Origin of the sequence: Microbacterium sp. SORGH_AS_0421 (assembly GCF_030818635.1) — a bacterium.
Lineage (GTDB): Bacteria > Actinomycetota > Actinomycetes > Actinomycetales > Microbacteriaceae > Microbacterium.
Genome location: NZ_JAUTAO010000001.1, coordinates 931,907 through 955,662 on the forward strand (window position 1 = coordinate 931,907; position 23,756 = coordinate 955,662).

General features: G+C 69.5%; 24 protein-coding genes. 4 read left to right on the forward strand and 20 right to left on the reverse strand.

The window, feature by feature from the left end:
- Window positions 1–14: 14 nt before the first annotated feature.
- From corA to QE416_RS04385, 4 genes are all read right to left on the reverse strand, one after another.
- Window positions 15–1,013, reverse strand: a complete 999-nt coding sequence (corA, locus tag QE416_RS04370; RefSeq protein WP_141378021.1) for a magnesium/cobalt transporter CorA — start codon at window positions 1,011–1,013, stop codon at window positions 15–17.
- A gap of 88 nt (window positions 1,014–1,101) precedes the next feature.
- Entirely contained in the window at window positions 1,102–1,431 is a 330-nt protein-coding gene (locus QE416_RS04375; RefSeq protein WP_210076798.1) for a DUF3140 domain-containing protein, read from the reverse strand.
- A gap of 70 nt (window positions 1,432–1,501) precedes the next feature.
- Complete coding sequence (locus QE416_RS04380) at window positions 1,502–2,410, reverse strand: DMT family transporter (protein WP_307313805.1); 909 nt, start codon at window positions 2,408–2,410, stop codon at window positions 1,502–1,504.
- 7 nt (window positions 2,411–2,417) lie between these two features.
- A complete protein-coding gene (locus QE416_RS04385) occupies window positions 2,418–3,689 on the reverse strand; it encodes a serine hydrolase (RefSeq protein WP_307313807.1) in 1,272 nt (423 codons plus the stop codon).
- Between the two features lie 187 nt (window positions 3,690–3,876).
- Here QE416_RS04385 and QE416_RS04390 point away from each other — a divergent pair, with 187 nt between their 5' ends.
- Window positions 3,877–4,530: a heme oxygenase (biliverdin-producing) gene (locus tag QE416_RS04390; protein ID WP_210076792.1), complete on the forward strand. Its 654-nt coding sequence runs from the start codon at window positions 3,877–3,879 to the stop codon at window positions 4,528–4,530.
- Between the two features lie 21 nt (window positions 4,531–4,551).
- On the opposite strand, the gene QE416_RS04395 is transcribed toward QE416_RS04390, so the two are convergent.
- Both QE416_RS04395 and QE416_RS04400 read right to left on the reverse strand, forming a co-directional pair.
- A complete protein-coding gene (locus QE416_RS04395; protein WP_267788616.1) occupies window positions 4,552–5,925 on the reverse strand; it encodes an ATP-dependent RecD-like DNA helicase in 1,374 nt (457 codons plus the stop codon).
- Between the two features lie 9 nt (window positions 5,926–5,934).
- Window positions 5,935–6,420: a MerR family transcriptional regulator gene (locus tag QE416_RS04400; protein WP_267788617.1), complete on the reverse strand. Its 486-nt coding sequence runs from the start codon at window positions 6,418–6,420 to the stop codon at window positions 5,935–5,937.
- 52 nt (window positions 6,421–6,472) lie between these two features.
- Here QE416_RS04400 and QE416_RS04405 point away from each other — a divergent pair, with 52 nt between their 5' ends.
- The gene (locus QE416_RS04405; protein ID WP_307313811.1) at window positions 6,473–7,306 is read left to right on the forward strand and encodes an NAD(P)/FAD-dependent oxidoreductase; all 834 of its coding nucleotides are present in this window, start codon (window positions 6,473–6,475) and stop codon (window positions 7,304–7,306) included.
- A gap of 42 nt (window positions 7,307–7,348) precedes the next feature.
- Window positions 7,349–8,428, forward strand: coding sequence for a hypothetical protein (locus QE416_RS04410; protein WP_267788620.1), 1,080 nt, complete (start codon window positions 7,349–7,351; stop codon window positions 8,426–8,428).
- 14 nt (window positions 8,429–8,442) lie between these two features.
- Here the strand turns inward: QE416_RS04410 and QE416_RS04415 are convergent, their stop codons facing one another.
- Window positions 8,443–10,425, reverse strand: coding sequence for a cytochrome c oxidase assembly protein (locus tag QE416_RS04415; protein ID WP_307313814.1), 1,983 nt, complete (start codon window positions 10,423–10,425; stop codon window positions 8,443–8,445).
- A 77-nt stretch (window positions 10,426–10,502) separates the two neighbouring features.
- The gene (locus QE416_RS04420) at window positions 10,503–10,790 is read right to left on the reverse strand and encodes an HU family DNA-binding protein (protein ID WP_013584778.1); all 288 of its coding nucleotides are present in this window, start codon (window positions 10,788–10,790) and stop codon (window positions 10,503–10,505) included.
- Between the two features lie 397 nt (window positions 10,791–11,187).
- Between QE416_RS04420 and QE416_RS04425 the strand changes: the two genes are divergently transcribed.
- Entirely contained in the window at window positions 11,188–12,639 is a 1,452-nt protein-coding gene (locus tag QE416_RS04425; protein ID WP_307313817.1) for a LuxR family transcriptional regulator, read from the forward strand.
- A gap of 81 nt (window positions 12,640–12,720) precedes the next feature.
- Here QE416_RS04425 and rpsN read toward each other — a convergent pair whose 3' ends face one another.
- The 12 genes from rpsN to QE416_RS04485 all read right to left on the reverse strand — a co-directional run bounded on the left by rpsN (window position 12,721) and on the right by QE416_RS04485 (window position 23,583).
- Window positions 12,721–13,026: a 30S ribosomal protein S14 gene (gene rpsN, locus QE416_RS04430; protein ID WP_022878196.1), complete on the reverse strand. Its 306-nt coding sequence runs from the start codon at window positions 13,024–13,026 to the stop codon at window positions 12,721–12,723.
- 4 nt (window positions 13,027–13,030) lie between these two features.
- Window positions 13,031–13,201, reverse strand: a complete 171-nt coding sequence (gene rpmG, locus QE416_RS04435) for a 50S ribosomal protein L33 (protein WP_013584775.1) — start codon at window positions 13,199–13,201, stop codon at window positions 13,031–13,033.
- Entirely contained in the window at window positions 13,201–13,437 is a 237-nt protein-coding gene (rpmB, locus tag QE416_RS04440) for a 50S ribosomal protein L28 (RefSeq protein WP_055832508.1), read from the reverse strand. The genes rpmG and rpmB overlap by 1 nt, the downstream gene beginning before the upstream one ends.
- Window positions 13,438–13,576: 139 nt before the next feature.
- Entirely contained in the window at window positions 13,577–14,275 is a 699-nt protein-coding gene (locus QE416_RS04445; protein WP_307313819.1) for a DNA-3-methyladenine glycosylase, read from the reverse strand.
- Window positions 14,275–15,699 carry a hypothetical protein gene (locus QE416_RS04450; RefSeq protein WP_307313821.1) on the reverse strand — a complete coding sequence of 475 codons (1,425 nt, stop codon included), beginning with the start codon at window positions 15,697–15,699 and terminating at the stop codon, window positions 14,275–14,277. Before QE416_RS04450 ends, QE416_RS04445 begins: the two co-directional genes overlap by 1 nt.
- Complete coding sequence (locus QE416_RS04455; protein ID WP_210076776.1) at window positions 15,689–16,546, reverse strand: DUF1980 domain-containing protein; 858 nt, start codon at window positions 16,544–16,546, stop codon at window positions 15,689–15,691. The genes QE416_RS04450 and QE416_RS04455 overlap by 11 nt, the downstream gene beginning before the upstream one ends.
- Window positions 16,539–17,573 carry a permease gene (locus tag QE416_RS04460; protein ID WP_307313823.1) on the reverse strand — a complete coding sequence of 345 codons (1,035 nt, stop codon included), beginning with the start codon at window positions 17,571–17,573 and terminating at the stop codon, window positions 16,539–16,541. Before QE416_RS04460 ends, QE416_RS04455 begins: the two co-directional genes overlap by 8 nt.
- Entirely contained in the window at window positions 17,554–17,967 is a 414-nt protein-coding gene (locus QE416_RS04465; protein ID WP_103207737.1) for a Fur family transcriptional regulator, read from the reverse strand. The genes QE416_RS04460 and QE416_RS04465 overlap by 20 nt, the downstream gene beginning before the upstream one ends.
- A 90-nt stretch (window positions 17,968–18,057) precedes the next feature.
- Window positions 18,058–18,918: a metal ABC transporter permease gene (locus QE416_RS04470; RefSeq protein ID WP_307313824.1), complete on the reverse strand. Its 861-nt coding sequence runs from the start codon at window positions 18,916–18,918 to the stop codon at window positions 18,058–18,060.
- Complete coding sequence (locus QE416_RS04475) at window positions 18,915–19,730, reverse strand: metal ABC transporter ATP-binding protein (protein WP_141378000.1); 816 nt, start codon at window positions 19,728–19,730, stop codon at window positions 18,915–18,917. Before QE416_RS04475 ends, QE416_RS04470 begins: the two co-directional genes overlap by 4 nt.
- Window positions 19,727–20,725: a metal ABC transporter solute-binding protein, Zn/Mn family gene (locus QE416_RS04480; RefSeq protein WP_307313826.1), complete on the reverse strand. Its 999-nt coding sequence runs from the start codon at window positions 20,723–20,725 to the stop codon at window positions 19,727–19,729. The genes QE416_RS04475 and QE416_RS04480 overlap by 4 nt, the downstream gene beginning before the upstream one ends.
- Before the next feature lie 251 nt (window positions 20,726–20,976).
- On the reverse strand, window positions 20,977–23,583 hold the full coding sequence (locus QE416_RS04485) for a putative Ig domain-containing protein (protein ID WP_307313828.1): 2,607 nt from the start codon (window positions 23,581–23,583) through the stop codon (window positions 20,977–20,979).
- Between the last annotated feature and the right edge of the window lie 173 nt (window positions 23,584–23,756).

Here is a 23,756-nt window from a genome sequence, read left to right on the forward strand (position 1 = left end):
CCCGGCGCGACGGGTCAGAGCCAGTGCTTGCGCTTGAACGCGAACCACAGACCGACCGAGGTGGCGGCCATGAGCGCGAGGGCCATCGGATAACCGAAGGTCCAGTCCAGCTCGGGCATGTTCTTGAAGTTCATGCCGTAGATGCCGCCCACGAGCGACGGGGCGAACAGGATCGCCGCCCAGCCCGAGATCTTCTTGACCTCTTCGTTCTGCTTCAGCGAGGTCTCGGTCTGGCGCTGCGTCACGAGCGTCGCGTTGACGGTGAGGGCGTTGTCGAGGATCGCCCGGAGGGCGGTCAGCTTCTCGCACTGCCGCAGCACGTGGTCGAGCACGTCGCGCAACGACCGCTGGAGCTCGAGGTCGACGCCGTACTTGTCGGCGCCGCGCAGCAGCGCCTCGAGCATGTCGCGCAGGGGCTCGGCCGCCCGCTGGAAGTGGATGACCTCACGCGCGAGTTCGTAGATGCGCTGCGTCAGATCGGCACCGCCCTCGCCGAACAGCTGGTCCTCGATCTCGTCGACGTCGTTCTGAAGGCCGCGGGCGACGGGGTCGTACTGGTCGACCACCTCGTCGAGGATCGCGTAGAGCACCGCCTCGGGCCCCCGCGCGAGCAGGTCGGGGTTCTTCTCGAGCCGCTTGCGCACGGCCGCGAGGTCGGGCACCTCTGCGTGCCGCACCGTGACCACGTAGTCGGGGCCGATGAACACGTGCAGTTCGCCGAACTCGACGGTCTCGGTCTCGTCGATGTAGCGGGCGGGGCGCAGAACCGCGAAGAGGTTGCCCCCGTACCGCTCGAGCTTCGCGCGCTGGTGCCCGGCGAGGGCGTCCTCGACGGCGAGGGGGTGCAGCGAGAACTCGGCGGCGACGCGCTCGAGCTCCTCGGGCGCGGGGCGGAGCAACCCGATCCACGCCATGCCTCCGTGAGCTTCCATGTACTCGAAGGTCTGGTCGAGGCTCGCGGGGTTCTCGATCCGGTGTCCGTCGACGTACACGGCGCTGTCGATGATGGGCATGGTTCCGTTGTACCCCGCCTGGCTATGACGCGGGGCCCGACGACGCGCGATCCTTACGCGATGTATACGGGCCGTTCCCCGGCGCCGCTCACTTCTTCGGGTCGTTGCCCCAGTTCATCAACGAGTACCGCCAGTCGGTGTCGGTGACGTCGCCCTTCGGCTTCTGCGCGCTGTGCCGCTTGACGTACCCGACGACCTTCCGCATGTGGGCGTAGTCGTCGTCGGTGAGGTCGGCCTTCTTCTTCTCGAGGATGCGCACGATGTGACGCCCGCTCTCGTGGCCGGTCGACTCGCCGCCGTCCTTCTTCTGTCCGACGGATTTGGATTCGTCCGTGTCGAGCCACTTCTTCAGCTCGCTCGCGGTCATGTTGACCGCCTCGTCGAAGTCCTTCGCGGTCTGCTCGTGGTCGTCGCTCATCACGTCATCCTCGCCATCGCCCAGGAGCAGGACAGACCCCTTGCGTCGGCGCCGGGGTCATGGCATCCGTTCAGCCGACGGGCTCGCTCAGGGGTTCTTCGGAGTCCGGTCCCGGATGCCGTGCCCCGGCGTTGCGACGGGCCGCGGCGAGCACCGCACCGATGCTGGCCGTGATGACGAGCGCGATCCCGGCGAGCTCGAGCCACGAGAGGTGTTGGCCGAGCAGGAGGAACCCGGCGAGAGAAGCGGTGGCGGGCCCGAGGCTCATGAGGATCGCGAACGCCGAGGCCGCCAGGCGCCGGAGCGCCACGAGTTCGAGAGCGTACGGGATGGTCGACGACAGCAGCGCGACCGCGGCCCCGATGGCCAGGATGTCGAGCCGGAGAAGGGCCGAGCCTGCCTGGGCGATTCCGAACGGCAGGGCGATCACGGCGCCCACGGCCATGGCGAGCGCGAGACCGTCGAGCCGCGGGAACTCCCGGCCGACCCGCGCCGACGCGAGGATGTACAGCGCCCAGCTCACCGCCGCGCCCAAGGCGAACAGCACGCCGAGCGCGTCGAGGCGATCCCAGCCTCCCGCGCCGAGCGCGGCCACGCCGCCGAGCGCGAGCCCCGCCCATACCCACCGCGCGACCCCCGTCGCGGTGAGAATCGACAGGGTGAGGGGCCCGAGCACCTCGATCGTCACCGTCACGCCGAGGGGCAGACGCTGCAGCGCGAGATAGAAGAGCCCGTTCATGGATGCCAGCACCACGCCGAATCCGATGACCGAGCGCCACGCGTAACCGGTGTGTCCGCGCAGGCGCGGGCGGGCGATGACCAGCAGCAGCACGGCCGAGAACAGCAGCCGCAGCATGACGATGCCGAGCGGCCCGGTGTGGGGGAAGAGCATCACGGCGAACGAGGCGCCGACCTCTTGACACGCCAGACCGACCAGTACGAGCGAGGCGGCCGACCCCTGCCCGCCGCGCGCGGTCATCGCCGGGTCATCCGGCGGGAGCGGCGCAGATGGCCTTGCTGTTGATGTTGTCGCGCATCTGCTCGGCGGTCCACGGCAGCCCCGCCTGGGGTGCGGTCTGCCCCTGGGCGGCGGGAGCCTTCGAGGCGATCGCCGCGAGCTCCCACGCCAGCCAGGCGCCGGTGGTCTTGTCGCCGCCGGAATTGTTCAGAACGACCGCGACCGACATCCCGGTCGTCGGGTCGGCGAACGCCCCCACCAGATAGCCGGGCATCGAACCGTACTGCCCGATCAGCGAGCCGGCCTGGAAGGCGCCGCCGGCCGAGGTGAACCACGTCGGCTGGTCGCCGCCGACGGGCACGGGGGCGGCGAACCGGTCGTTTCCGGCGGGCAGGAGCGCTCCGGTGGCGAGCGCCTGCGCGTACCGACCGAGGTCGGTGATGTTCGTCACCGCGCCCGCGGCCGCACCGCCGTAGCTCGACGACATGTCCGTGTAGTCGCGCGGGTCGGTGCAGTTCCAGGCACCCTCGGCGTTCTGCTGCGACCAATATCCGCGCAGCGACGCGTCGGCGGGGTCGGCGGGAGCCGGGTTCGGCAGACCGGTCGCGTCGAGTCCGAGCGGCTCGGTGACGCGCTCGGCGATGAGCTGAGCGATCGGTTCGTTGGCGGCGCGCTCGGCCGCGAGACCGGCGAGGACGAAGTTGGTCGCCGAATCGGCGAAGGCTGCGCCCGGGGCGTTGGTGCGCGGGCTAGCGATGCCGTAGGTCATGAGCTCGCGCGGGTTCCACACGCGCTCGGGGTTGTTCGCCGTGACCCCGTCGAGCACCGAGGTGTACGACGCGAGGCCGGAGGTGCCGTCGCAGAGCTGACGCAGGGTGATGTCGTCGTAGCCGGGGAGGTTGCTGACCCAGGTCGTCACGGGGTCGCTCATCGACAGCGTGCCGTCGGCCGCGAGGCGGTACAGCACGTCGCACGTCATCGCGCCGGTCACATCGCCCGCGCGGAACCCGAGGTCTGCGGTGACCTCCGCACCGCCGGGCCCCTGCGTTCCCAGACCCGATACCCACGTACCGCTCCAGGGCGCCCACACGCCGACGATCGCACCGGTGGACCCCGTCGCGGTCATGGCCGAGGTGACGGCCGCTTGCAGTTCGGTCACCGTCGCCTCGGGCAGAGGGGCATCCACCTGGGTGGGGACGTTGATCGACACCGAACCCTGCGGCGAGCACCCGCTCAGCACGACGGCGAGAACGCTCGCTCCCGCGATCGCCACGGCCGCGGAACGACGCCATGCCCGCATGTGAAACCCCCAGCATTTCCGCGCGCGACGAAGCACCCGCTCCAAAGATTCAAACACATGGCACCTGAACGAAAGCGGCGCTTGCGCACCCGTTACCGTCACGTCTGCATCACGACGGGCCGGGTGAGAGGAGTTTCTGGGCGAAATGGGGGTTAGGTAAACCTAACTCTGTGCGTAAGATGGCCGCATGAACGCCGTCGTCCCGTTCTCGACAGCTCTGCGCGAGCGTTCCAGCGACGCGCACTCGCCCCACGAGTGCGACGGGTTCATGACCGACCTCCTCACCGGTGCCGGCACGCGCGACGACTACATCGCCCTCATCGCCCAGCACTGGTTCATCTACGCCGCTCTCGAAGAGGCCGCCGGTCGCATGCGCAGCGACCCCGTGGCATCCGTGTTCCTCCAGGGGCGCCACTCCCGCCTCCCCGCCCTCGAGGCCGACCTCGGCTTCCTCATCGGCGACGACTGGCGCGAGCGGATCACCCCACTGCCGACCACGCAGGCCTACGTCTCGCGCATCCGCCGCGTGGCCGCCACGTGGCCCGGCGGCTTCGTCGCCCACCACTACACGCGCCTGCTCGGCGACCTGTCGGGCGGGCCCTCGATCGGCCGGCTCATGCGACGCCGCTTCGGCTTCGAGACCAACGGCATCGGCTTCCTGCTGTTCGGCGACATCGCCGACCCCAAGGCGTTCAAGACCGTCTACCGCGAGCAGCTCGACGCCGCCCCCTGGGACGATCGCGAGAAAGAGCGCGTCATCGCCGAGGTGCTCGTGGCCTACCGCTTCACCACCGAACTGTTCGCCGACCTCACGCGCGCCAAGGCCGGCCAGGTCGCGTGACCCGGGTCGGCGGGTGACCGCTCAGGCCTGCGCGGCCGCCTGCCTGCTCAACCACGCCTGCTTCATGAAGCGGCGCACGTCCTCGTCGACACGGATGTCGCCGGGCTTGAGCGGACGCGTCAGGTACAGGCCGTCGAGCGAGGTCAAGCGGCTGAGCGCGACGTAGGTCTGCCCGGGGGCGAAGGCACCCGCACCGAGGTCGACGACCGCGCGATCGTAGGTCTTGCCCTGCGACTTGTGAATGGTCACGGCCCACGCCAGCCTCAACGGGAACTGGGTGAACTCGGCGACGATCTCGCGCGAGAGGTTCTTCGTCCCCGGGTCGTACGCGTAGCGGTATCTCTCCCACACGGCCGGTTCGACGTCGTGCGCGGTACCGTCGACCTCGACCCGGACGCTGTCTCCGGCGATGCGGGTCACGGTGCCGATCGTGCCGTTGACCCAGCGCGGAGCCTCGCCGAACTGCGCCGCGTCGTTTCGGAGGAACATCACCTGTGCGCCGACCTTGAGCGTGAGCTCCATCTCGGCGGGATAGTTCGCCTCGCCCCGACCGAAATCGCCCGAGATCTCGGCGTTGGCCGTCTGCGTGCGACCGATCAACTCGTCGAGGTGCCGGCGGTTGATGGTGTTGACGCGGTCGTTGCGGGTCGCGAGGGTGATGATCGGGTGCTCGCCGTCGGCCGGGTGCGGGGGCGTGCGGGCACCGGCGGTGTTCAGGATGCCGGCCATCTCGGCCGTCACGCGCCCGTACCGCACGGCGTTGAGCAGCTGCTTGAACCCCGGGTCGGACTGCCGGTGGATCTCGACGAGTTCGTTGACGTGCAGGTCGGCGCCGTGGCGCCCGATGTCGATGAGACCGTCGCTGGCAGCCTCGCCCGACCACACCTTGGCGTCGAAGAACCAGAAGGAGCGGTAGTGGTCGCGGATGTACCGCATCTCATCGCCGCGCGGCGGCACGGGAGCGAGTTGGTACGGGTCGCCGAACATCACGATCTGCGTGCCGCCGAACGGCTCCGACCGCCGACCGCGGGCCTGGCGGAGCGAGCGGTCGATGGCATCCATGAGATCCGCGTTCACCATCGAGATCTCGTCGATGACGAGGGTGTCGATGGCGTTGAGGAGCTTTCGAGTGGCGTCGTTCTGATCGATGTCGCCGTTCGCGATGAGCCCGATCGGCAGACGGAAGAGCGAGTGGATCGTCTGACCCTCGACGTTGAGGGCTGCCACCCCGGTGGGAGCGCACACGGCGATCTGCTTTTTCGTGTTCCACGCCAGATGCTGCAGCAGGGTCGACTTGCCCGTGCCGGCGCGGCCGGTGACGAAGACGTGCTCCCGGGTGTCCTCGATCAGCCGGAACAGCGCCTGCTGCTCGGCGGAAAGGGGCGGCGTGGTCACCGGCCCATGCTAGTTCGCACGGGTCGACTCGGGCGGCGGGCTGGGGATGGGCCCGCCCGTCGGCTCGGTGTGGACGAGCAGCCAGCGCGCCTCTCCCGAGAGCACGTCGGCGACGTGGCTGCGAAACCGCGGGCACTGGGTGATGTCGTGCGAGCGACAGCGCAGGGCATGCTCGGTCATGGCGCGAGCCTGGGCGATGTCGGCAGCGCGGCGGTCGAGCTCGGCGACGTGCTCTTCGAGCACCCGGTGGCGGTCGGGGGCTCCGTCGTCGAGCAGCACGCGGATCTGCTCGAGCGAGAGCCCCGCCGCCTTGTTGCGCAGGATCACCGCGATCCGCACGCTGTCGGCCTCGTCGTAGCGGCGTCGGCCCGCGGCATCCCGGGTCGGACGCAGGAGCCCCTCGTCTTCCCAGTGCCGCAGCACGTGCGTCTCGAGACCGAACCGCGCTGCCGCCTCACCGATCGACTCGCCCGCGCGCACGCCACTTGACTTCATGTCGACATGAAGTCACAGGATGGTCCGGAAAGCAAGCGGAAAGGAGCACGTCGTGTACGACGCGATCATCATCGGAGGCGGCCCCGCCGGCCTACAGGCGGCCCTCACCCTCGGGCGCATGCACCGGCGCACGCTGCTGCTCGACTCGGGCGACTACCGCAATGGCAGCGTCCGTCACGCGCACAACCTGCTGACCAACGACGGGCGGGACCCCGCCGAGCTCCGACGCCTCGGCCGCGACGAGATCGCCGCCTACCCCGACGTCGAGATCCGGGATGCCGCCGTCTCGGCCGTCGTGAGAGAAGACGACGCCCTGACGGTCAACGTCGGCGCCGAGCGTCTCCGCGCCCACGCCGTGATCCTCGCCACGGGGGTCGCCGACCGGCTCCCCGCCATCCCCGGGCTCGACGAGCAGTGGGGCGACCGCGTCGCGAACTGCCCGTTCTGCCACGGCCACGAGTTCGCGGGCCGTCCGGTCGCGATCGTCAACGGCAGCGACCACGCCGCCGTGCTCGGGCGGATGCTGGAGCCGGTGGCATCCGAGGTCCATCTCGTCGACCCCGCCACCGTCGTCCGCGTCGACGGGACCGCCGACGGACTCGCCCTCGCACGTGCCGACGGTTCGGTGCTCGAAGTCGCCGGGGCCTTCGTCGCGCCCACCTGGAGCTCGCGCGCGGACTTCCTCGTCGCACTCGGCGTCGAGCTGCGGGAGTCGGGGGCCGTGCGCACCGATCCGTTCGGCCGGACGAGCGTCGAGAACGTCTACGCCGTGGGTGATCTGGCGCACCCCGACCATCTGCCGGGGCCGATGTTCTCGCTCGCCGCGGCCCTTTCGAGCGGTCAGCTCGCCGCGGTGGCCGTGGTGCAGTCGCTCGTCATGGACTGACGTGCGGGGCGCCTCCACAGGAGCCTTTCCTACACTGGAGGCGTGGACACCGCAGGCGGGGGCCCCGCGACGCCCGAAGGCGTTCGCGGCGTGCGCGCGCGCCCAGGACGCGCCATCGCCGGAATCACCCTCGTGGGCGTCCTGCTGATCGCCGCCCTCGGCGCGGGCGCGGCCTCGCTCTATCGCGAGTTCTACAGCCCCCGCGCGTTCGTCCAGCATTACCTCGAGCTGCTTCAGGACCACCGGACGGCGGAGGCCCTCGCGCTCCCCGGTGTGGCCGTCGATTCCGCCGAGCTGCAGTCCGCGGGTCTCCCGGCCACCGCTTCCGAGGCACTGCTGCGCCCCGATGCGCTCACCGCGTTGACGGATGCCGAGATCACCGGCGAGAGCACGAACGGCGAGCAGACGCAGATCACCGTGAGCTACACGGCCGGCGGCTACGGCGGACAGACCACCTTCGCGATCCAGCACGACACGAACGAGGGCCTCCTCCCCCGCTGGCGGTTCGCCCGGAGCCCGCTGTCGGTCATGAAACTCACGGTCGACGGGTCGATGCGTTTCGCCGTCAACGGCTTCGAGGTCGACAAACGTCAGGTCTCGGTCGACGGCGCCGACGTGGACCCCACGGCCGCGGTCCCCCTGTTGGTGTTCTCACCCGGGCTTTACTCGGTGAACGTCGACACCGCCATCTCGGCGACTCCCGGTGTCGCCGTGCTCGCCGACGCGCCGCTGGCCGGCATCCCGGTCGATGTCCAGGCCCAGCCGACCGACGAGTTCATCTCGGTCGTTCAGTCGCGTGTCGAGGATTTCCTCACCACGTGCGCCCAGCAGAAAGTGCTGCAGCCGACCGGGTGCCCCTTCGGCTTCACCGTGCGCAACCGCATCGATGACGCCCCCACCTGGTCGATCGTCGAGCAGCCGGTGGTGACCGTCGTGCCCGACGGGGCGGGGTGGCGCATCCCCTCAGCGAAGGCCGTGGCGCACATCGTGGTCGACATCCGCTCGATCTTCGACGGCAGCGTGCGCACCGTCGAAGAAGACGTTGCCTTCCGCGTCGACGGCGAGATCACGGTGCTGCCCGACGGCACCGCTTCGATCCTCGTCGGCGGCTCGTCCGACTGAGCCCGGCGAACGGGTCAGTTGCCCCGCGACGCCACCCGCGCGTCACGCTCGGCCAGTCGCTGCAGCTCTTCGTTATAGGCGTCGAGCTCGACGTCGCCGACGCGGTCGACGTGGCGGTCGCGTCGGCGCTGCTGGCGCTCGTCGCTACGGCTCCACTGGATGGCGACCGCGATGGCGAGCACGAGCGTGGGGATCTCGCCCACCGACCACGCGACACCACCGCCGACGTACTGGTCTTGCAACGGGGTCGCCCCCCAGGTGCGCCCCATCGCCCCGAACCACTCGGCCACCATCAGACCCGAGTTCATCATGATCGCGATGCCGAAGAAGGCGTGCATCGCCATGATCGCGATGAGCATCAGCAGGCGCATCGGGTACGGCAGACGGTACGGAACGGGATCGATGCCGATGAGGCTCAGCACGAAGAGGTAACCGGTCACCAGGAAGTGAGCGACCATCCAGATGTGCCCGACGTGGTCGTACAGCGACCAGCGGAAGAGGTCGGTGTAGTAGAACGCCCAGAGCGATCCGATGAACAGGCCCGCCGCCACGTAGGGGTTGGTCAGCACCTTCGCGACCGGATTGTGCACCGCCCAGAGGATCCACTCGCGACCGCCGCGCGTCCCGTCCGTGCGCTTGCGGATCGCGCGGGCAGCGAGCGACACCGGTGCCCCCGCCACGAGCAGGAGCGGGATCGCCATCGACAGCAGCATGTGCCCGATCATGTGCATGCTGAACAGGTAGTCCTGGTACACGTTGATGGGGCCCGAGGTGACCCAGAAGACGCTCAGCATGCCGAGGCACCAGAGCACGGTGCGGTAGATCGGCCACGAGTCGCCGCGGCGCAGCAGCCGGTAGACGCCCGCCAGGTAGAAGAACACTCCGAAAGCCACTACGAGCGTCCACAGCAGGTCGATGTCCCACGCGGTGAACCAGCGCTCGATCGTCAGGTCGGGGGGCAGCGGCGCACCGGTCAGGACCTCGGCCGGGGTCTGCCCCACGAGCGGGGGCTGCACGGGCGGGGGCGTGCGCGCGAGAGCGGCGGCGACACCGCTGGCGATGCCCATGAAGGCGAGCTCGAGCGTGATGACGCTCCAGAAGCGGCGGGAACCGGGCTCCTCGGCCATGCGCGAGATGAGACGACGGCGGTACCACGCGCCCAGCACGCCCATCGCGATCAGGGCGCCCACCTTGATCAGTACGAGCACGCCGTACGCCGACCAGAGGTTCTGCAGTCCCAAGAGACCGATCGAGGCACGCACCGTCCCCGAGATAGCGACGACGATGAAGGCGACGAGGGCGATCGAGGAGTAGCGCAGCAGCGTGGTCTGCAACTGGCCTCGCGACATCGCGGGGCGGACCACGACGAGCAGGATCAGACCACCGAGCCATACGGCGGCGGCCATGATGTGCAGCACGAGCGAGGTGACGGCCGCGTTGTGGCTCGCCTCCTCGCCGGCGTGTCCCTGTGTTCCCATCGGGATCAGCGAGGCGAGGGCGAGGATCGCGACCACGAGCGTGGGGATCCACGAGCGCACGGCGAAGGTGAGCACGGTCAGCACGGCGCCCGCGATCGTGGTGATCAGCCACGCCTGCCCGATCGAGCTCTCGACGAGGAAGCGCCCGAGCTGCTGGCCGAAGACCGCGTCGAGCGTCGGCTTCGCGTTGAGGACGTTGAGGAAGGTCAGATACCCCGTGGTCGCCGCCGAGACGGTGAAGACGGCAGCGCCGATGGATGCCGTGTCGAGGGCGATCTCGAACGGTCGCTCCCCCGCAGGAAGGGCGAAGAGCGCCAGGACCAGCGAGCCGACCATCGTGGCGGCGGCGAGGTTGACGACGACCGTGGCGATCGGCAGACCCCACCGCACGACCGGACCCGGGTCGGCGAGCTGCGTGGGCGCGGCTCCTCCACCGTAGGCGAGCCCCACCGCGACGGCGATGAGCGAGACCACGACCAGGATGACGGGTCCCGCGACGCGGAGCAGGCGGGGATTCACCCCCTCAGCCTACGTCGCGCGGGAACGACAGAGGGGGGATGCCGCGTGGCAACCCCCCTCTGTGATTCGACGTCGTCTTACTTGACGGCGGCCTTCAGCTTGGAGCCCGCGGTCACCTTGACGCGCTTGCCGGCGGGGATCGAGATCTCCTCGCCCGTCTGGGGGTTGCGGCCCGTGCGAGCCGACGTCGCGACCTGCTCGAAGGCGATCCAGCCGGGGATCGAAACCTTGCTGCCCTTGGCGACCGCCTCGGAGACGGTGGAGAAGAGGGAGTCGAGCACGCCCGACACGGCGGACTGGCTCTGCCCGGTCGCGCTGGCGATGCTCGCGACGAGCTCGGTCTTGGTGATGGACTTGTCAGCCATGTGGTTGTCCTCCAGGCGACGTCTCAGTCGCCTCTCGTTACGCGGACGAGGGGAAAATCCTCCTCGGTGGTCGGGAGACCGCCTCGACAGTATCAACCGAACCGCGGAATTACGCGGATTCTGACGGATTTTCCCCCTTTCGCGCCGGCGTGTCGCGGCGTCGACGGGGCGGAGGGGGCGACCGGGGCAGCTGCGCGGCGCCCTCGTACGTCGGCGGCCCTGCACCTCGCCCGAAAACGGGGAGCGCGCGACCGAGGCCCGCTCCCCGCGCGCGAGCCGCGGTACCCCGAGAGTCGACCGGCGCTCGAGGGTACCCGATCAGGTAATTCACGAAACGGTATGAAATACCATAGAACGGATCCAAACTGCCATGCGGTGCTCGCGAAACGGAGGTGCGATGTCGGGAACCCCATCCTCCATCGACGTGCGCGCGACCCTCCACGCCGCGGTCGTCACGACGGCGATCCGGCTGGCACCGGGCCACGGCATCCCGATCACCCGTCATCTCGCATTGCTGGCCGAGGCCGAGACCCCGGCCCCACCCGCGATGTGGACCGACGCCTCCGCACAGACGGTGGGGGCGCTGCTGGCGGCGCGAGCGCGGCGCGACGCTCTCGTCGACGGCGTAGGCGTGGTGCGTCTGTACTTCGACGAAGTGCGCCTCAAACGCCCCGCCGCCCTCTCTTCCCGCGGCCGGGCTCTGCTGCTGGCCAGCGCGGGCGAGTACTGCGCGGCGATCGGCTCGGCGCAGCACGCCGCCCGGTTCGGCGCCGAGGCGCTCCTCTTCGCCGACACACCCGCTCTGCGGTATCGGGCACTGACGGTCATCGCGCTGGGGCACGCGATCAACGGCGAGTACACCGCGGCCGAAGAAGCCTCGTCCGGCGCGCAGGAGATCTTCGCGGCCGAAGGATGGCCCGTGGAAGAGGCCGCCTACCTGCTCTTCCTCGCCGACATCCTGACCTCGTCGGCGCGCTGCGACGTCGAACGCCTCGCCGCCGTCCCCTCGGCGATGGCACTCACCCAGCGCGACGACCCGTACTGGACGTACACGGCACGAGCCGCCGGAGTGATGGTCAAGCTCCTCCGGCACAAGTTCGCCGACGGGCGGGCCGAGGCCCGCGAACTGCTCCACGGGGGCCTGCGAAGCGCGAGCCACCGCATGGTGCGCCACTTCCTGCTGTGCATCCTGTCCGACCTCTACGTCGCGCAGGGCGATGACGCACAGGCTCTCGCCGTCCTCGCGCCCTATGACAACCCCGAGGGTCACGGGATCTGCTTCTCGATGCAGCGAGCCACGGCCCTGCTGCGTCTCGGGCGGGAGCGCGAGCTGCTGCTCGAGACCGACGCCTGCGTGGCATCCGAGACCGACCACTGCCTGCGCACCTTCACACCGGTTCTGCTGCGCCGCGCCCTCGCCCAGCAGCGGCTCGGCAACTCCCGCCGCGCTCACCAGAGCATGGAGTCGGCCCTGCTGATCATGCAGCGCACGGGGACCTGGGCGACTCCGTTCCTCATGCTCCCGCACGACGAGACACGGCAACTGATGGAGGGCGTCGTCGCTCACAACCCGGAGTTGCGGCACCTGATGACCTCGCTCGAGGGGATCCTCGCCCGCGTGGCGGCGCCCGACAACGAGAGCGCCCCGGCGTACGCCACCCCGTGCCTCACACCGACGGAGCGCGCCCTGGCATTCCTGCTCGAAAGCCCCCTCAGCCTGGCCGAGATCGCGCGAGAGCGCGGCGTCTCGCTCAACACGGTGAAGAGCCAGGTGCGGTCGATCTACCTCAAGCTCGGCGTCAGCGGTCGCACCGAGGCCATCGAGCAGCTGAACTCCGTCGACGCCTGAAGGGCGCGCGGCGCTCACCGGAAACGCCGAAGGGCGAGGGCTCCTCTCGGAACCCCCGCCCTTCGAACGGGTGTCTGGTGCTTACCAGGACGACTTGGTCACACCGGGCAGCTCGCCACGGTGGGCCATGTCACGGAAGCGGACGCGCGAGACGCCGAACTTCGTGAGGACACCACGGGGGCGGCCGTCGATGACGTCGCGGCTGCGCACGCGCGCGGGCGACGCGTTGCGGGGCAGCTTCTGCAGGCCCACGCGGGCGGCCTCGCGGGCCTCGTCGGTCGCGTTGGGGTCGACCAGGGTCTTCTTCAGCTCGGCGCGCTTCGCGGCGTAGCGCTCGACGACGACCTTGCGCTGCTCGTTGCGCGCGATCTTGCTCTTCTTAGCCATGTGCTTAGCGCTCCTCTCGGAAGTCGACGTGCTTGCGGACCACGGGGTCGTACTTCTTCAGCACGATGCGGTCGGGGTTGTTGCGGCGATTCTTGCGCGTCACGTAGGTGTACCCCGTGCCGGCGGTCGAACGCAGCTTGATGATCGGACGAACGTCCTGAGCCTTCTTCGCCATTACAGCTTCACGCCCTTCGCCTGCAGGTCACGGACGACGGACTCGATGCCGCGAGCGTCGATGACCTTGATGCCCTTCGCCGAAACGTTGAGCTTGATGTTGCGACCCAGCGACGGAACGAAGTAGGTCTTCTTCTGCACGTTCGGGTCGAAGCGGCGCTTCGTCCGGCGGTGCGAGTGCGAGATGTTGTGACCGAAGCCGGGAACCGCTCCAGTCACCTGGCACACTGCTGCCATGGTGATGTCTCCTTCTGTACCGTGACACCGGACGGTGCCACCCAAGATCCCTTGTCTGCACCCCGTCCGAGCGCGGCCGAAGCCCACGTTCGAGAGTGAGGGATGCGAACTGCGTGCTGGAGTGCGCGCAGACAAGGGGTCAGTCTAGCACGGACGGCGTGTCGCCTTGACGGGCAGCCGCCTCGGCCGCGCCCCGCCCCCATCGGAACGCCGAGACCGTGGCATCCCCCTCGATCCAGAAGCGCCAGGGGAAGGCGTCGGTGCCCGCGATGCCCGCGACACCCACGCGCGGCCCGATCGCAACGCCCGGCGGCGGCGCGTCGGGCAGGAGCAACCGCGCTCGCGCGCCCGCGCACATCTCGCCGGTGACCGCGTCGATGCCGTCGTGGATCGGATGCCGAAGACCCACCGCGTCCGCGAAGCGCCCGGGACCGCGGGCGAGATCGCGCGACGAGCGCACGGCCCCGCGGCGTTCGAGGCGTCGGCGTTCGGCGATGTCCGCACCCTCGACGATCTCTCCGGCGCGCAGCAGCACTCCACCCGCGACGCCCTCGGGGCCGCAGACGACATTGACGCACGAGTGGATGCCGTGGCTCAGGTACACGTACAGGTGACCGGGCTCGCCCCACATGGTGGCGTTGCGCGCGGTCGGTCCCATGCGCGCGTGCGAGCCCGGATCGGGCTGGTCGCCCGTGCCGCGGCCGTGGTACGCCTCGACCTCGGTCACGCGCGCGCGGACCCGCTCGCCGGCGACCTCGGTTTCGAGCACGGCGCCGAGCAGCCGCGGCGCGGCCTCGACCGGCAGGTCGACGAGGTCGGCGCGGGTCGCGGGTCGCATCACTGCGGGGGAACCTGGCACCACGAGAGGTCGAAGCCCTGCAGCGCCACGACCTCTTGGCCGCTGTCGACTTCGACGAGATGCGTGAGCAGACGCTGCGGAAGCGGCAGCTGATACCGGTCGAAGGGGTTGTCGACGGCTCGGGGAGCCACGAGCACGGCGGCGTAGCGGCCGCTCGGAGACACGCAGGTCTGCAGCACGGTGTCCGAGCCCGGCACGCTCAGCAGCTGACGGACGGTTCCGTCGGTGTCGACGTGCGAGACGATCGTGGAACGGGAGACCCCGTCGGAGCTGATGTCGGCGAACGATCGGATCGTGCCCGTGCCCGCCCCGGGCAGGGGCGTCGCGCGCCCCGCCATGCCGGGGGGATCGACGGGGTCGACCAGCGCTTGCTCGGAGCCGTCGGTGAGGTTGATCTCGCGGATCCCCTCGAGGCGCTCCACGATCGCGACCGACGATCCGCGCGCGATGCCGTCGATCGAGACGGCGCTGCCGAGAGGCGCGGCGTTACCGCCCTGCGCGTCGGTCAGCAGCAGTCGCGAGTCGAAGGTCAGCACCAGCATGCTGTCGGTGTCGGGCACGAAACGGTAGTCGGCGATGCGCACGTCGCCGCCGTTCAGCCCCACCTCGACGGGCGGGGCGTCGTCGGCCGCCGACGCCGTGAACAGACGGCTCTCGCGTCCCCCGGCAGCGCCCAGGTCGGCATCCGAGAAGGTGAATCCGATGCGCTCGCCCCGGTCGGCCGACTGCAGGTTGGTGACGTAGCCGGGGCCCGGGAGGGCGATGTCGCGCTGGTTCTTGCCGTCGGGGTCGGTCACGATGACCCGCGGGGTGTCGCCGTCGCGCACCGAGATCACGAGGTGGTTGGCGGTGGCGCGGAAGTCCTCGATGTGCGGGTGCACGAACACGGGCAGACCCGCCTGCCCCTGCAGGTCGGTGCGGAAGATGGTGTCGCCCTCGGGCGTGCCGCGCTGCATCAGGTAGGCCTGCAGGGCGGGGGTGCGGAACGACTCGGTCAGGGTCGAGGCGGGGCCGGCGCCGAGGCCGCTCACGCCGTTGACGGTGATCGTGTAGTCGGTGTCGTCGCGCAGCGGCAGCGTGAAACGCACGCCGACGCTGCGACCCGAGGTGTCGACGGTGAACGGGGTCGCCGGGTCCACCTGGACCTGCGAGGCGTCCACCTTCTCGAGGGACTGGGTCGTGGTGAGGATCACCCGGGAGCCGGATGCCGCGACGGCGGCCGCCGGATCGACTTGCACGTCCGTGACGCGCGGCCCCTGGGCCACGGCCACCACTGCGCCGAGGCCGCCGACGACGACGAGAGCGACGAGGATCGCGGCGAAGGCGATCGCGAAGCCGCGCCCGCGCCGCCGACGCGTGCGCGAGCGCCGGGAGTCGCCGCCGCGACGGGAATCAGTACTCATACGGGTCCGAGGGCTCAGCGATGGCCGCGACCTGGTCGGCGTGCACCGCGAGCTTGCCGTCGCCGCTCGAACGCACCGTGCCCGTGACGGTCACCCACTGCCCGGTCGAGGGGGCGTCGGTGGTGGCCGCGATAGGCAGGCGGGCGGTCTGCGCGTCGATCACGCAGTGCGTGATGACGAGTCGGGTGAGGTCGAAGCTCGATCCGTCGTTGGCCGGGGTGATGAAGCCCGTGAGGGTCACGGGCTTTCCGTCAAAGGTCTCGGGGTTGGTGGCGTGGGCGAAGACCGCCGACCAGTCGCCGATGCCGAACTTCGAGGTGTCGCCCGACGCGGCGAGGGTCACCACGTCGGAGCCGGCGAACAGCGGCGGGGCTCCCACGTCGCGCGACACCGCGAGCTCGGTCGACAGCGACGCCGCGGGAGTCAGCAGCACCGCGATCACCGCACCCGAGGCGAGCACGCCGCCGGTGAACGCCGCGATCCCGCCGGGGGTCAGGCGCGGACGGGCCGCGAGATGATCGTGGGCTGCGTGATCGTGCGCGTCGAGCGGATCGGTGTGCTCGTGATCGGCGTGCGCGAACGCCTCGCGCCGGGCGGAGGCCGCGGCGGGGGCGTGGCCGTGCTCGTGATCGTGTCCGTGGTCGGCCTCGGCGCCGAGCGGCAGGGCGAACGAGGCGATCGAGCCGACCAGCGCCAGGAAGGCCATGCCAACGGCGAACCACGCCGAATCGGGGTTGATGTACAGCGCCATACGGCCGGTGGCCCACAGCGTGATGGTCGTGATCGACAGGCACGCGGTCAGGCCCACCCCGAGCCAGCGCGTGGCGAGAGCACCCGTTCTAGACAAGGAGGTTCACCACCGTTCCGAGTGTGAAGGCGAAGAGCACCACGACGACCGTCATGCCCACGAGCACGCGCGTCGAGAAGGTCGTGCGCAGCAGAGCCATCATCTTCAGGTCGATGATCGGCCCCACCACGAGGAAAGCCACGATCGATCCGGGCGTGAAGGTCGAGGCGAACGACAGCGCGAAGAACGCGTCGACGTTCGAGCACAGCGACACCACGATCGCCAGCGCCATCATCGCGGCGATCGACAGCGCCGGGTCGGACCCGATGGCCAGCAGGGCGCTCCGCGGGATGAGCACCTGGACTGCTCCGGCCAGCAGCGAGCCGATGATGAGGGCCGGCATGACCGAGCGCAGCTCGACGACGAACTGGGCGAGGGTGCGCCGACCACGGTCGCCGCGCTCCTGCACGACGATCTCGCACGTCTCGAGGAAGCGTTCGGTGAGCAGCTTGTCGGGATCGGGATGCCGGCTGTACAGCCAGCCGATCAGGTTGGCGACCAGGTACCCGCCGATCAGGCGCGCCATCAGGATGCCGTCGCTGAATCCGAAGGCCGCGTGGGTGCTGATGATGACGATCGGGTTCACGATCGGGGCCGCAACCAGGAAGGTCAGCGTGTCGCTCACTCCGAAGCCGCGCATGAGAAGACCGCGGGCGAAGGGCACGTTGCCGCACTCGCAGACGGGGATGAACATCCCCAGCAGCGACAGCACCGCCCGGCGCGCCCAGGGCGCGCGCGGCATCCATCTCTCGATCGCTCCCGGGGGCACCCACACCTGCACGATGATCGACAGCACCACGCCGAGGACCACGAAGGGCAGCGACTCGATGAGCACGCTGAGAGCGAGGGTGAGACCGTCCTGCGCGCGGGTCGGCAACGGCTGTGCGAAGAACGTGGGGGCGAAGGCGTCGACCAGGAACAGCGCCGTGACCACGACGACACCCAGGCCGAGCGCGACGAGGGTGCGGGAGGCGCCCGAGCGTTGCGGCGTGGGAGCCGTGGTGCGACTATTCGTCGCCACGCTCACGAGCCCGGGCGCGGGCGCAATCGGTGCAGATGCCGAAGATGTCGACGACGTGCTCGGCCTCGCTGAACCCGTGTTGGGCGGCGGTGCGCTGTGCCCACTCTTCGACGTCGGTCGCGGCGATCTCGACGGCCTTGCCGCACGAGCGGCAGATCAGGTGGTGATGATGGCCGCGCGTCTCGCAGGCACGGAAGAGGTTCTCGCCGTCGGGGCTCTGCAGCGAGTCGGCGTCACCGCGGGCCGCGAGACCCGCGAGCGTGCGGTAGACCGTCGCCAGCCCGATGCCGGTGTTCTCGTCGCGCAGGGTCGCGTGCAGCGACTGGGCGCTGACGAAACCGGGGGCTCCGGACAGGGCCTCCCGCACGCGTTCGCGCTGCCACGTGTTGCGCTGGACCATGGCCGCGAGTCTAGCGAGGGGATCGGTGAATCGGCTGGGCGTGCTCGAAGTCGGCGGGGGGGGGAGCCCTTCCCGCCCCGGCCGGACGGCTCAGAGGGCGCGGGTCGTCCGGTCGCGTCGCGCACCCACCAGACGACACGCGAGGTAGATCGCGAACGAGATGGTCGTGATGTACGGACTCACCGGCAGCGTCCCGGCTACGGCCAGGAGCACCCCGCCCACGGCCGAGACGAAACCGAACAGCGCCGCGAGCAGCGGCACCGACAGCGGACCGGATGCCACCCGCATCGCCGCCGCGGCCGGAGTCACCAGCAGCGCCATGACGAGCAGGGCACCGATGATGTGCACGGCGACCGCCACGATGAGTCCCAGCAGCAGCATGAACGCGAGCGACACCGCCGTGGTCGGCACGCCGCGGGCCGCGGCCGACTGCGGGTCGAGCGAGTCGAAGCGCAACGGGCGCCAGATGAGCAGCAAGGCGACCAACACCGCGACGCCGATCACGACGAGCCACCCCAGCTGCTCGCTCTGCACCGACACGATCTGGCCGGTGAGCAGGCTGAAGCGGGTGGCACTGCGTCCGTTGTAGAGCGACAGGCACAGGATGCCGACCCCGAGACCGAACGGCATGAGCACGCCGATGATCGAGTTGCGATCGCGCGCGCGGGCGCCCAGCACTCCGATGAGAGCCGCCGCGATGAGCGAGCCCACGATCGATCCCGAGACCACATCGACACCGACGAGCAGGGCGACGGCGGCGCCGGCGAACGACAGCTCGCTGATGCCGTGCACGGCGAAGGCCATGTCGCGTTGCACGACGAAGACGCCGATGAGTCCGCCGACGAGGCCGAGCACGGCTCCCGCGTACACGGAGTTCTGCACGAGCTCGAGGATCGCGCCGTACTGGCTCACCCCGCCGAACAGGGCGTTGCCGACGTCGGACCAGTTCATGCGTCGTCCTCGTCGTGGTGATGGTGGTGGGCTTCGTCGGCATCCGGCGCCCCGACGACGATCAGTTGACCGCCCGCGCGCACGACGTAGACGGGGGCGCCGTAGAGGGCCGAGAGCGTCTCGGTCGTGAGCACCTCGTCGGGTGTGCCGAGGGTGAAGCGACCGTTGGCGATGTAGAGGATGCGGTCCACGCGCGAGAGCACCGGGTTGATGTCATGCGTGACCAGCAGGACGGCCGCGTCCCGCTCGCGGCGGTGACGGTCGATGAGTCGGACGACGGCCTGCTGGTTGGCCAGGTCGAGACTCGTGAGCGGCTCGTCGCAGAGCAGTAGGGCGGGGTCGTCCGCGAGAGCCTGGCCCACGCGCAGGCGCTGCTGCTCTCCGCCCGAGAGCAGACCCACCGGCCGGTCACCGAAGGCGGTGGCCCCCACCGCCTCGAGCAACTCGTCGATGCGCGCGCGGTCCTTCTTTCGCGACAGCGGCAGGCCGAGCCGGTGCCCGTCCACCCCGAGGCCGATGATGTCGCGGCCGCGCAGGGGCGTCTCGCGCGGGAGCGGACGCTGCTGCGGGATGTAGCCGATGCGGCGGTTACCGGCGCGGCGCACGGGGGCTCCGAGCGCCTCGATCGAGCCGGAGCTCAACCGCTCGAGCCCCAGAATCGCGCGCAGTAGCGTCGTCTTGCCCGAGCCGCTCGGGCCGAGCACGGCGACGAGCTCGCCGGGCTCGACCTCGAGGTCGAGCCCGGCCCACAGCTCACGGCCACCCCTCTCGAGGGCGGCGCCGCGAACGCGCAGCGGTGCGGCCGCGCTCACGCCGCCAGCGCGTCGGACAACGCCGTGATGTTGCTCTGCATCCACGAGATGTAAGTCTGACCCTCGGGGAGCGTTTCCGTGAACTCGATCACGGGGATGTTCTTGGCCTTCGCCTCGTTCTGCACCTGCGTCACCTCGGCGCCACCGGTCTGCGGGTTGACGATCATGACGCCGATCTGGCCCGAGTCCAGCAGCTGCAGCGACTCGAGCAGGGTCGCGGGCGGGACGTCCTGGCCCTCTTCGACCGATTCGCTGAACTCGTTCGGCGTCGCGTTGTCGAGGCCCGCCGCCGTGGTCAGGTACACGGGCACCGGCTCGGTCACGAAGATCTTCTTACCGGCATCCTTCGCCTTGATCGCGTCGAGGGAGTCCTCGAGGCCGGCGATCTGCTGGGTGAAGGCCTCGGCGTTCGCGTTGAAGTCGGCCACGTGCTCGGGGGCGAGCGTTCCGAGCTGCTCGGCGATGGCCTCGGTGAGGTCCTCGACCGTGTGCGGGTCGTACCAGACGTGCTCGTTGAAGCCCTCGATGTGAGCGTGGCCGTCTTCGTCCGAGTGGCCATGGTCGTCGGCACTCTCGCTGGGCGCCGGGCTCGCGTCGTCGGAGTGCTCTTTCGAGCCGGGGTAGTCGTGGTTGTACTCGACCGCGGTGAGCACCGGGGCCGTGGTGCCGCTGGCCTGGATGAGCGACTCCATGAAGGCGTCGTAGCCGGCGCCGTTCTCGATCACGAGGCCGGCGTTCTTGAGCGTCAGCTGGTCCTGCGCGCTCGCCTCGTACTCGTGCGGGTCTTGGCTGGGCGAGGTGATGATCGAGGCGACGTCGACGTCGTCTCCGCCGACCGCCTGGGCGATCGAGCCGTAGACATCGGTGGATGCCACGACCTTGATCTTTCCGGACGAGTCCGACGATGCGGGCGAGGAAGCACCTCCGGCGCAGCCGGCGAGCGCGAGAACGGAGACGGCCCCAAGGACGACAGGGGCGAGGAAGCGACGGGTCATAGGGAAACCGTATCGCCGCTGATAATCGTTCTCAAATTGAGGGTGTAGCGCATACGAGGTTCTCAGCCTCACGTCCGGCCCGGATGACACGTCTCGGTTCTGCGATCGGCCACCGCGGACACCACGTCTCTTGACTCGCTACGTCCGGGAATCCCGCTCCCGCCTCTGCCCGCCGAGCATCTCGACGGCGACGATGAGGAAGGGGCCAGCCCGCAGGCTGGCCCCTTCTGTGAAGGTGGGCGTTGACGCTGTTACCGCGTGGGGTCCGAGGCGCCCCGGCGACGGCGACGGGTGAACAGGAACACGATGCCTGCGGAGATGAGAACCATCGCGACGGCGAAGGCGACCGACGCTCCCGCCATGCCGGTGATCGCCAGTGCGGCGGCCGGCGAGACCGCTGGCCTGTTAGCGTCCGCCGCGGGCGTGAGGGACGGAGAGGGCGCAGGAGCCGGCCTCACGACGAACGTGATCGGATCCGACGTCGCGGTCCCCAGAGCGTTGGCCGCAACGATCCGGAACGTGCTCGAGCCCGCAGCTGTGGGCGCGCCCGCCAACCGACCCGTGGCGGCGTCCAGGGTGAGCCCCGGAGGAAGAGCGTCACCGGTCGCGAGGCTGAACGTCGGAGCAGGGGCGCCCGACGCGGTGAAGGTGTACGAGTACGCCGTCCCCGCCGTCGCTGTCGGCGGCGCGGCCGCGGTGAACACCGGTGGCGCCTGCACCGTAAACGCGATCGGATCCGACGTGTCGGAACCAGCGGCGTTGGTTGCGACCACCCGGAACGTGCCCGTGCCCGCAGTGGTGGGTGTGCCCGAGAGCTCACCGGTCGTCGCGTTCAGGGTCAAACCGGCCGGGAGAGCGTCCCCCGTCGTCAGGCTGAACGTCGGTGCGGGCGAACCGGACGCGGTGAACGTGTACGAGTACGACGATCCTTTGACCGCTGCAGGAGGGGTCACCGCCGTGAATACCGGCTTGTCCTGCACGGTGAATGTGATCAGGTCCGACGTCGCCTTGCCGGCAGCATTCGTCGCAACAATCCGGAACGTGCTCGTGCCCGATGCTGTGGGGATGCCCGCTAGCTCGCCGGTCGCGGGATACAACGTGAGGCCCGCGGGGAGGGTGCCTCCCGTCTCCAGGCTGTAAGTGGGCGCGGGGTAACCCGACGCAACGAAGAAGTACGAATACTTTGAACCCGTTACCGCAGCCGGCGGCGTATTCGCGGTGAATGTCGGCGCCTTCCGCACCGTGAACGTGATCGGATCCGACGTCACCTTCCCCGCCGAGTTCGCGGCCGTAATCTGGAACGTGCTCGCACCCTCCACGGAGGGCGTACCGGAAAGCTGGCCGGTAGTAGCGTTCAGGCTCAAGCCCACAGGAAGCGCGCCTCCCGATGCCAGGCTGTAGGTCGGCGCGGGGGTGCCCGACGCGGCGAACGTGTACGAATACGCCGTCCCCACCGTCGCTGCCGGCGGCGCGGCCGCGGTGAATGCCGGCGCCTTCCGCACGGTGAACGTGATCGGATCCGTTGTGACCTGACCGGCGGAGTTTTCTGCAACCACCCGGAACGTGCTGGTCCCGGAAGCGGTGGGAGTACCCGACAGCTCACCAGAGGTGGCGCCCAAGGTCAGCCCGGCGGGGAGAGTGTCGCCCGTCGCCACCGAGAACGACGGAGCAGGATAACCCGACGCGGTGAACCTGTACGAGTACGCCGAACCCAGCTCCGCCGCAGGTGGTGCTGCCGCCGTGAACAACGGTTTTTGACGGACGGTGAAAGTGATCAGATCCGACGTCACCTGACCGGCGGAGTTCTTCGCTACAACTCGAAAGGTGCTCGTGCCGGCAGTGGTGGGAGTACCCGAGAGCCCACCGGAGCTGGCATCGAGGGTCAGCCCGGCGGGGAGAGTGTCATCCGTCGCCACCGAGAACGTCGGAGCGGGGCTACCCGACGCGGTGAACGTGTACGAGTACGCCGATCCCGCCGTTGCCGCGGGCGGCGCGGCCGCCGTGAATGCCGGCGCGGCGGTCGACGACACCCGCGACACCGCATTGTCCGAGTAATCCGCAGTGTAGAAACCGGATCCGTCCGGGGACACCGCGACGGAGTAGGGGTAGCTTCCGACGCCGGTGCTGGTCACGGTGGGGGTCGCACTGGACAGGTTCGTGATCTGCGTCGACGTGTTGCTGAAGGGATTAGCGGTGTAGACCGTCGCTCCATCGGGTGAGACCGCCAACGACTTCGCCTGGACCCCGATGGAGATGTCGCTCACGGTCGGGGTGACGGCGGTCAGGTTCGTAATCCGATGCAACGTCTGGGGACTGGCAGCGTACAGAGTCGCCCCATCAGGGGACACCGCCACGGCGTCGACGCTCGAGCCGATCTGGATGTGAGCCACCGTCGGGTTCGTCGAAGTGAGGTTTGTTATTCGCGACACCGAGTTGTCGCGGCCGTTGGCCGTGTAGACAGTAGCCCCGTCGGGAGATACCGCCACAGATACTGCGCCTTTCCCTAACCCAATGCTCGCGACAGTGGGAGTCGCTGCAGTCAGATTCGTAATGCGCGACACAGTGCTATCGCCCACGTTGGCGGTATACACGGCCGCGCCGTCGGGGGACACAACGACCGACCAGGGTCTCGTGCCGACCGGGATATTCGTGACGGTCGGCGTCACTGCGGTCAGATTGGTGACCCGTGACACGGTGTTCGCGTCGGAGTTGGCCGTAAAAACCGCATTCCCGTCCGGAGAAACCGCCACCGCGCGGGGGCCCACACCAATGGGGATGCTCACGACTTTCGGAGTCGCAGCCGCCAGATCTGTGATCCGCGACACCGTCTTATTATCCAAGTCGGCGGTGTATGCCACAGCCCCATCCTTGGACACCGCCACCGACAACGGTCCTTTGCCGACCGGAATGCTAGTGACGTCCGCTGCGGAGGCCGCTGTCGGAACAGACAGTGCGAGCACCCCCACCAGGACCCCGGCCAGCACCGGTCGCCCCCACCTCAAACTCTTAGACATCCCGTCCGACCTCTCAT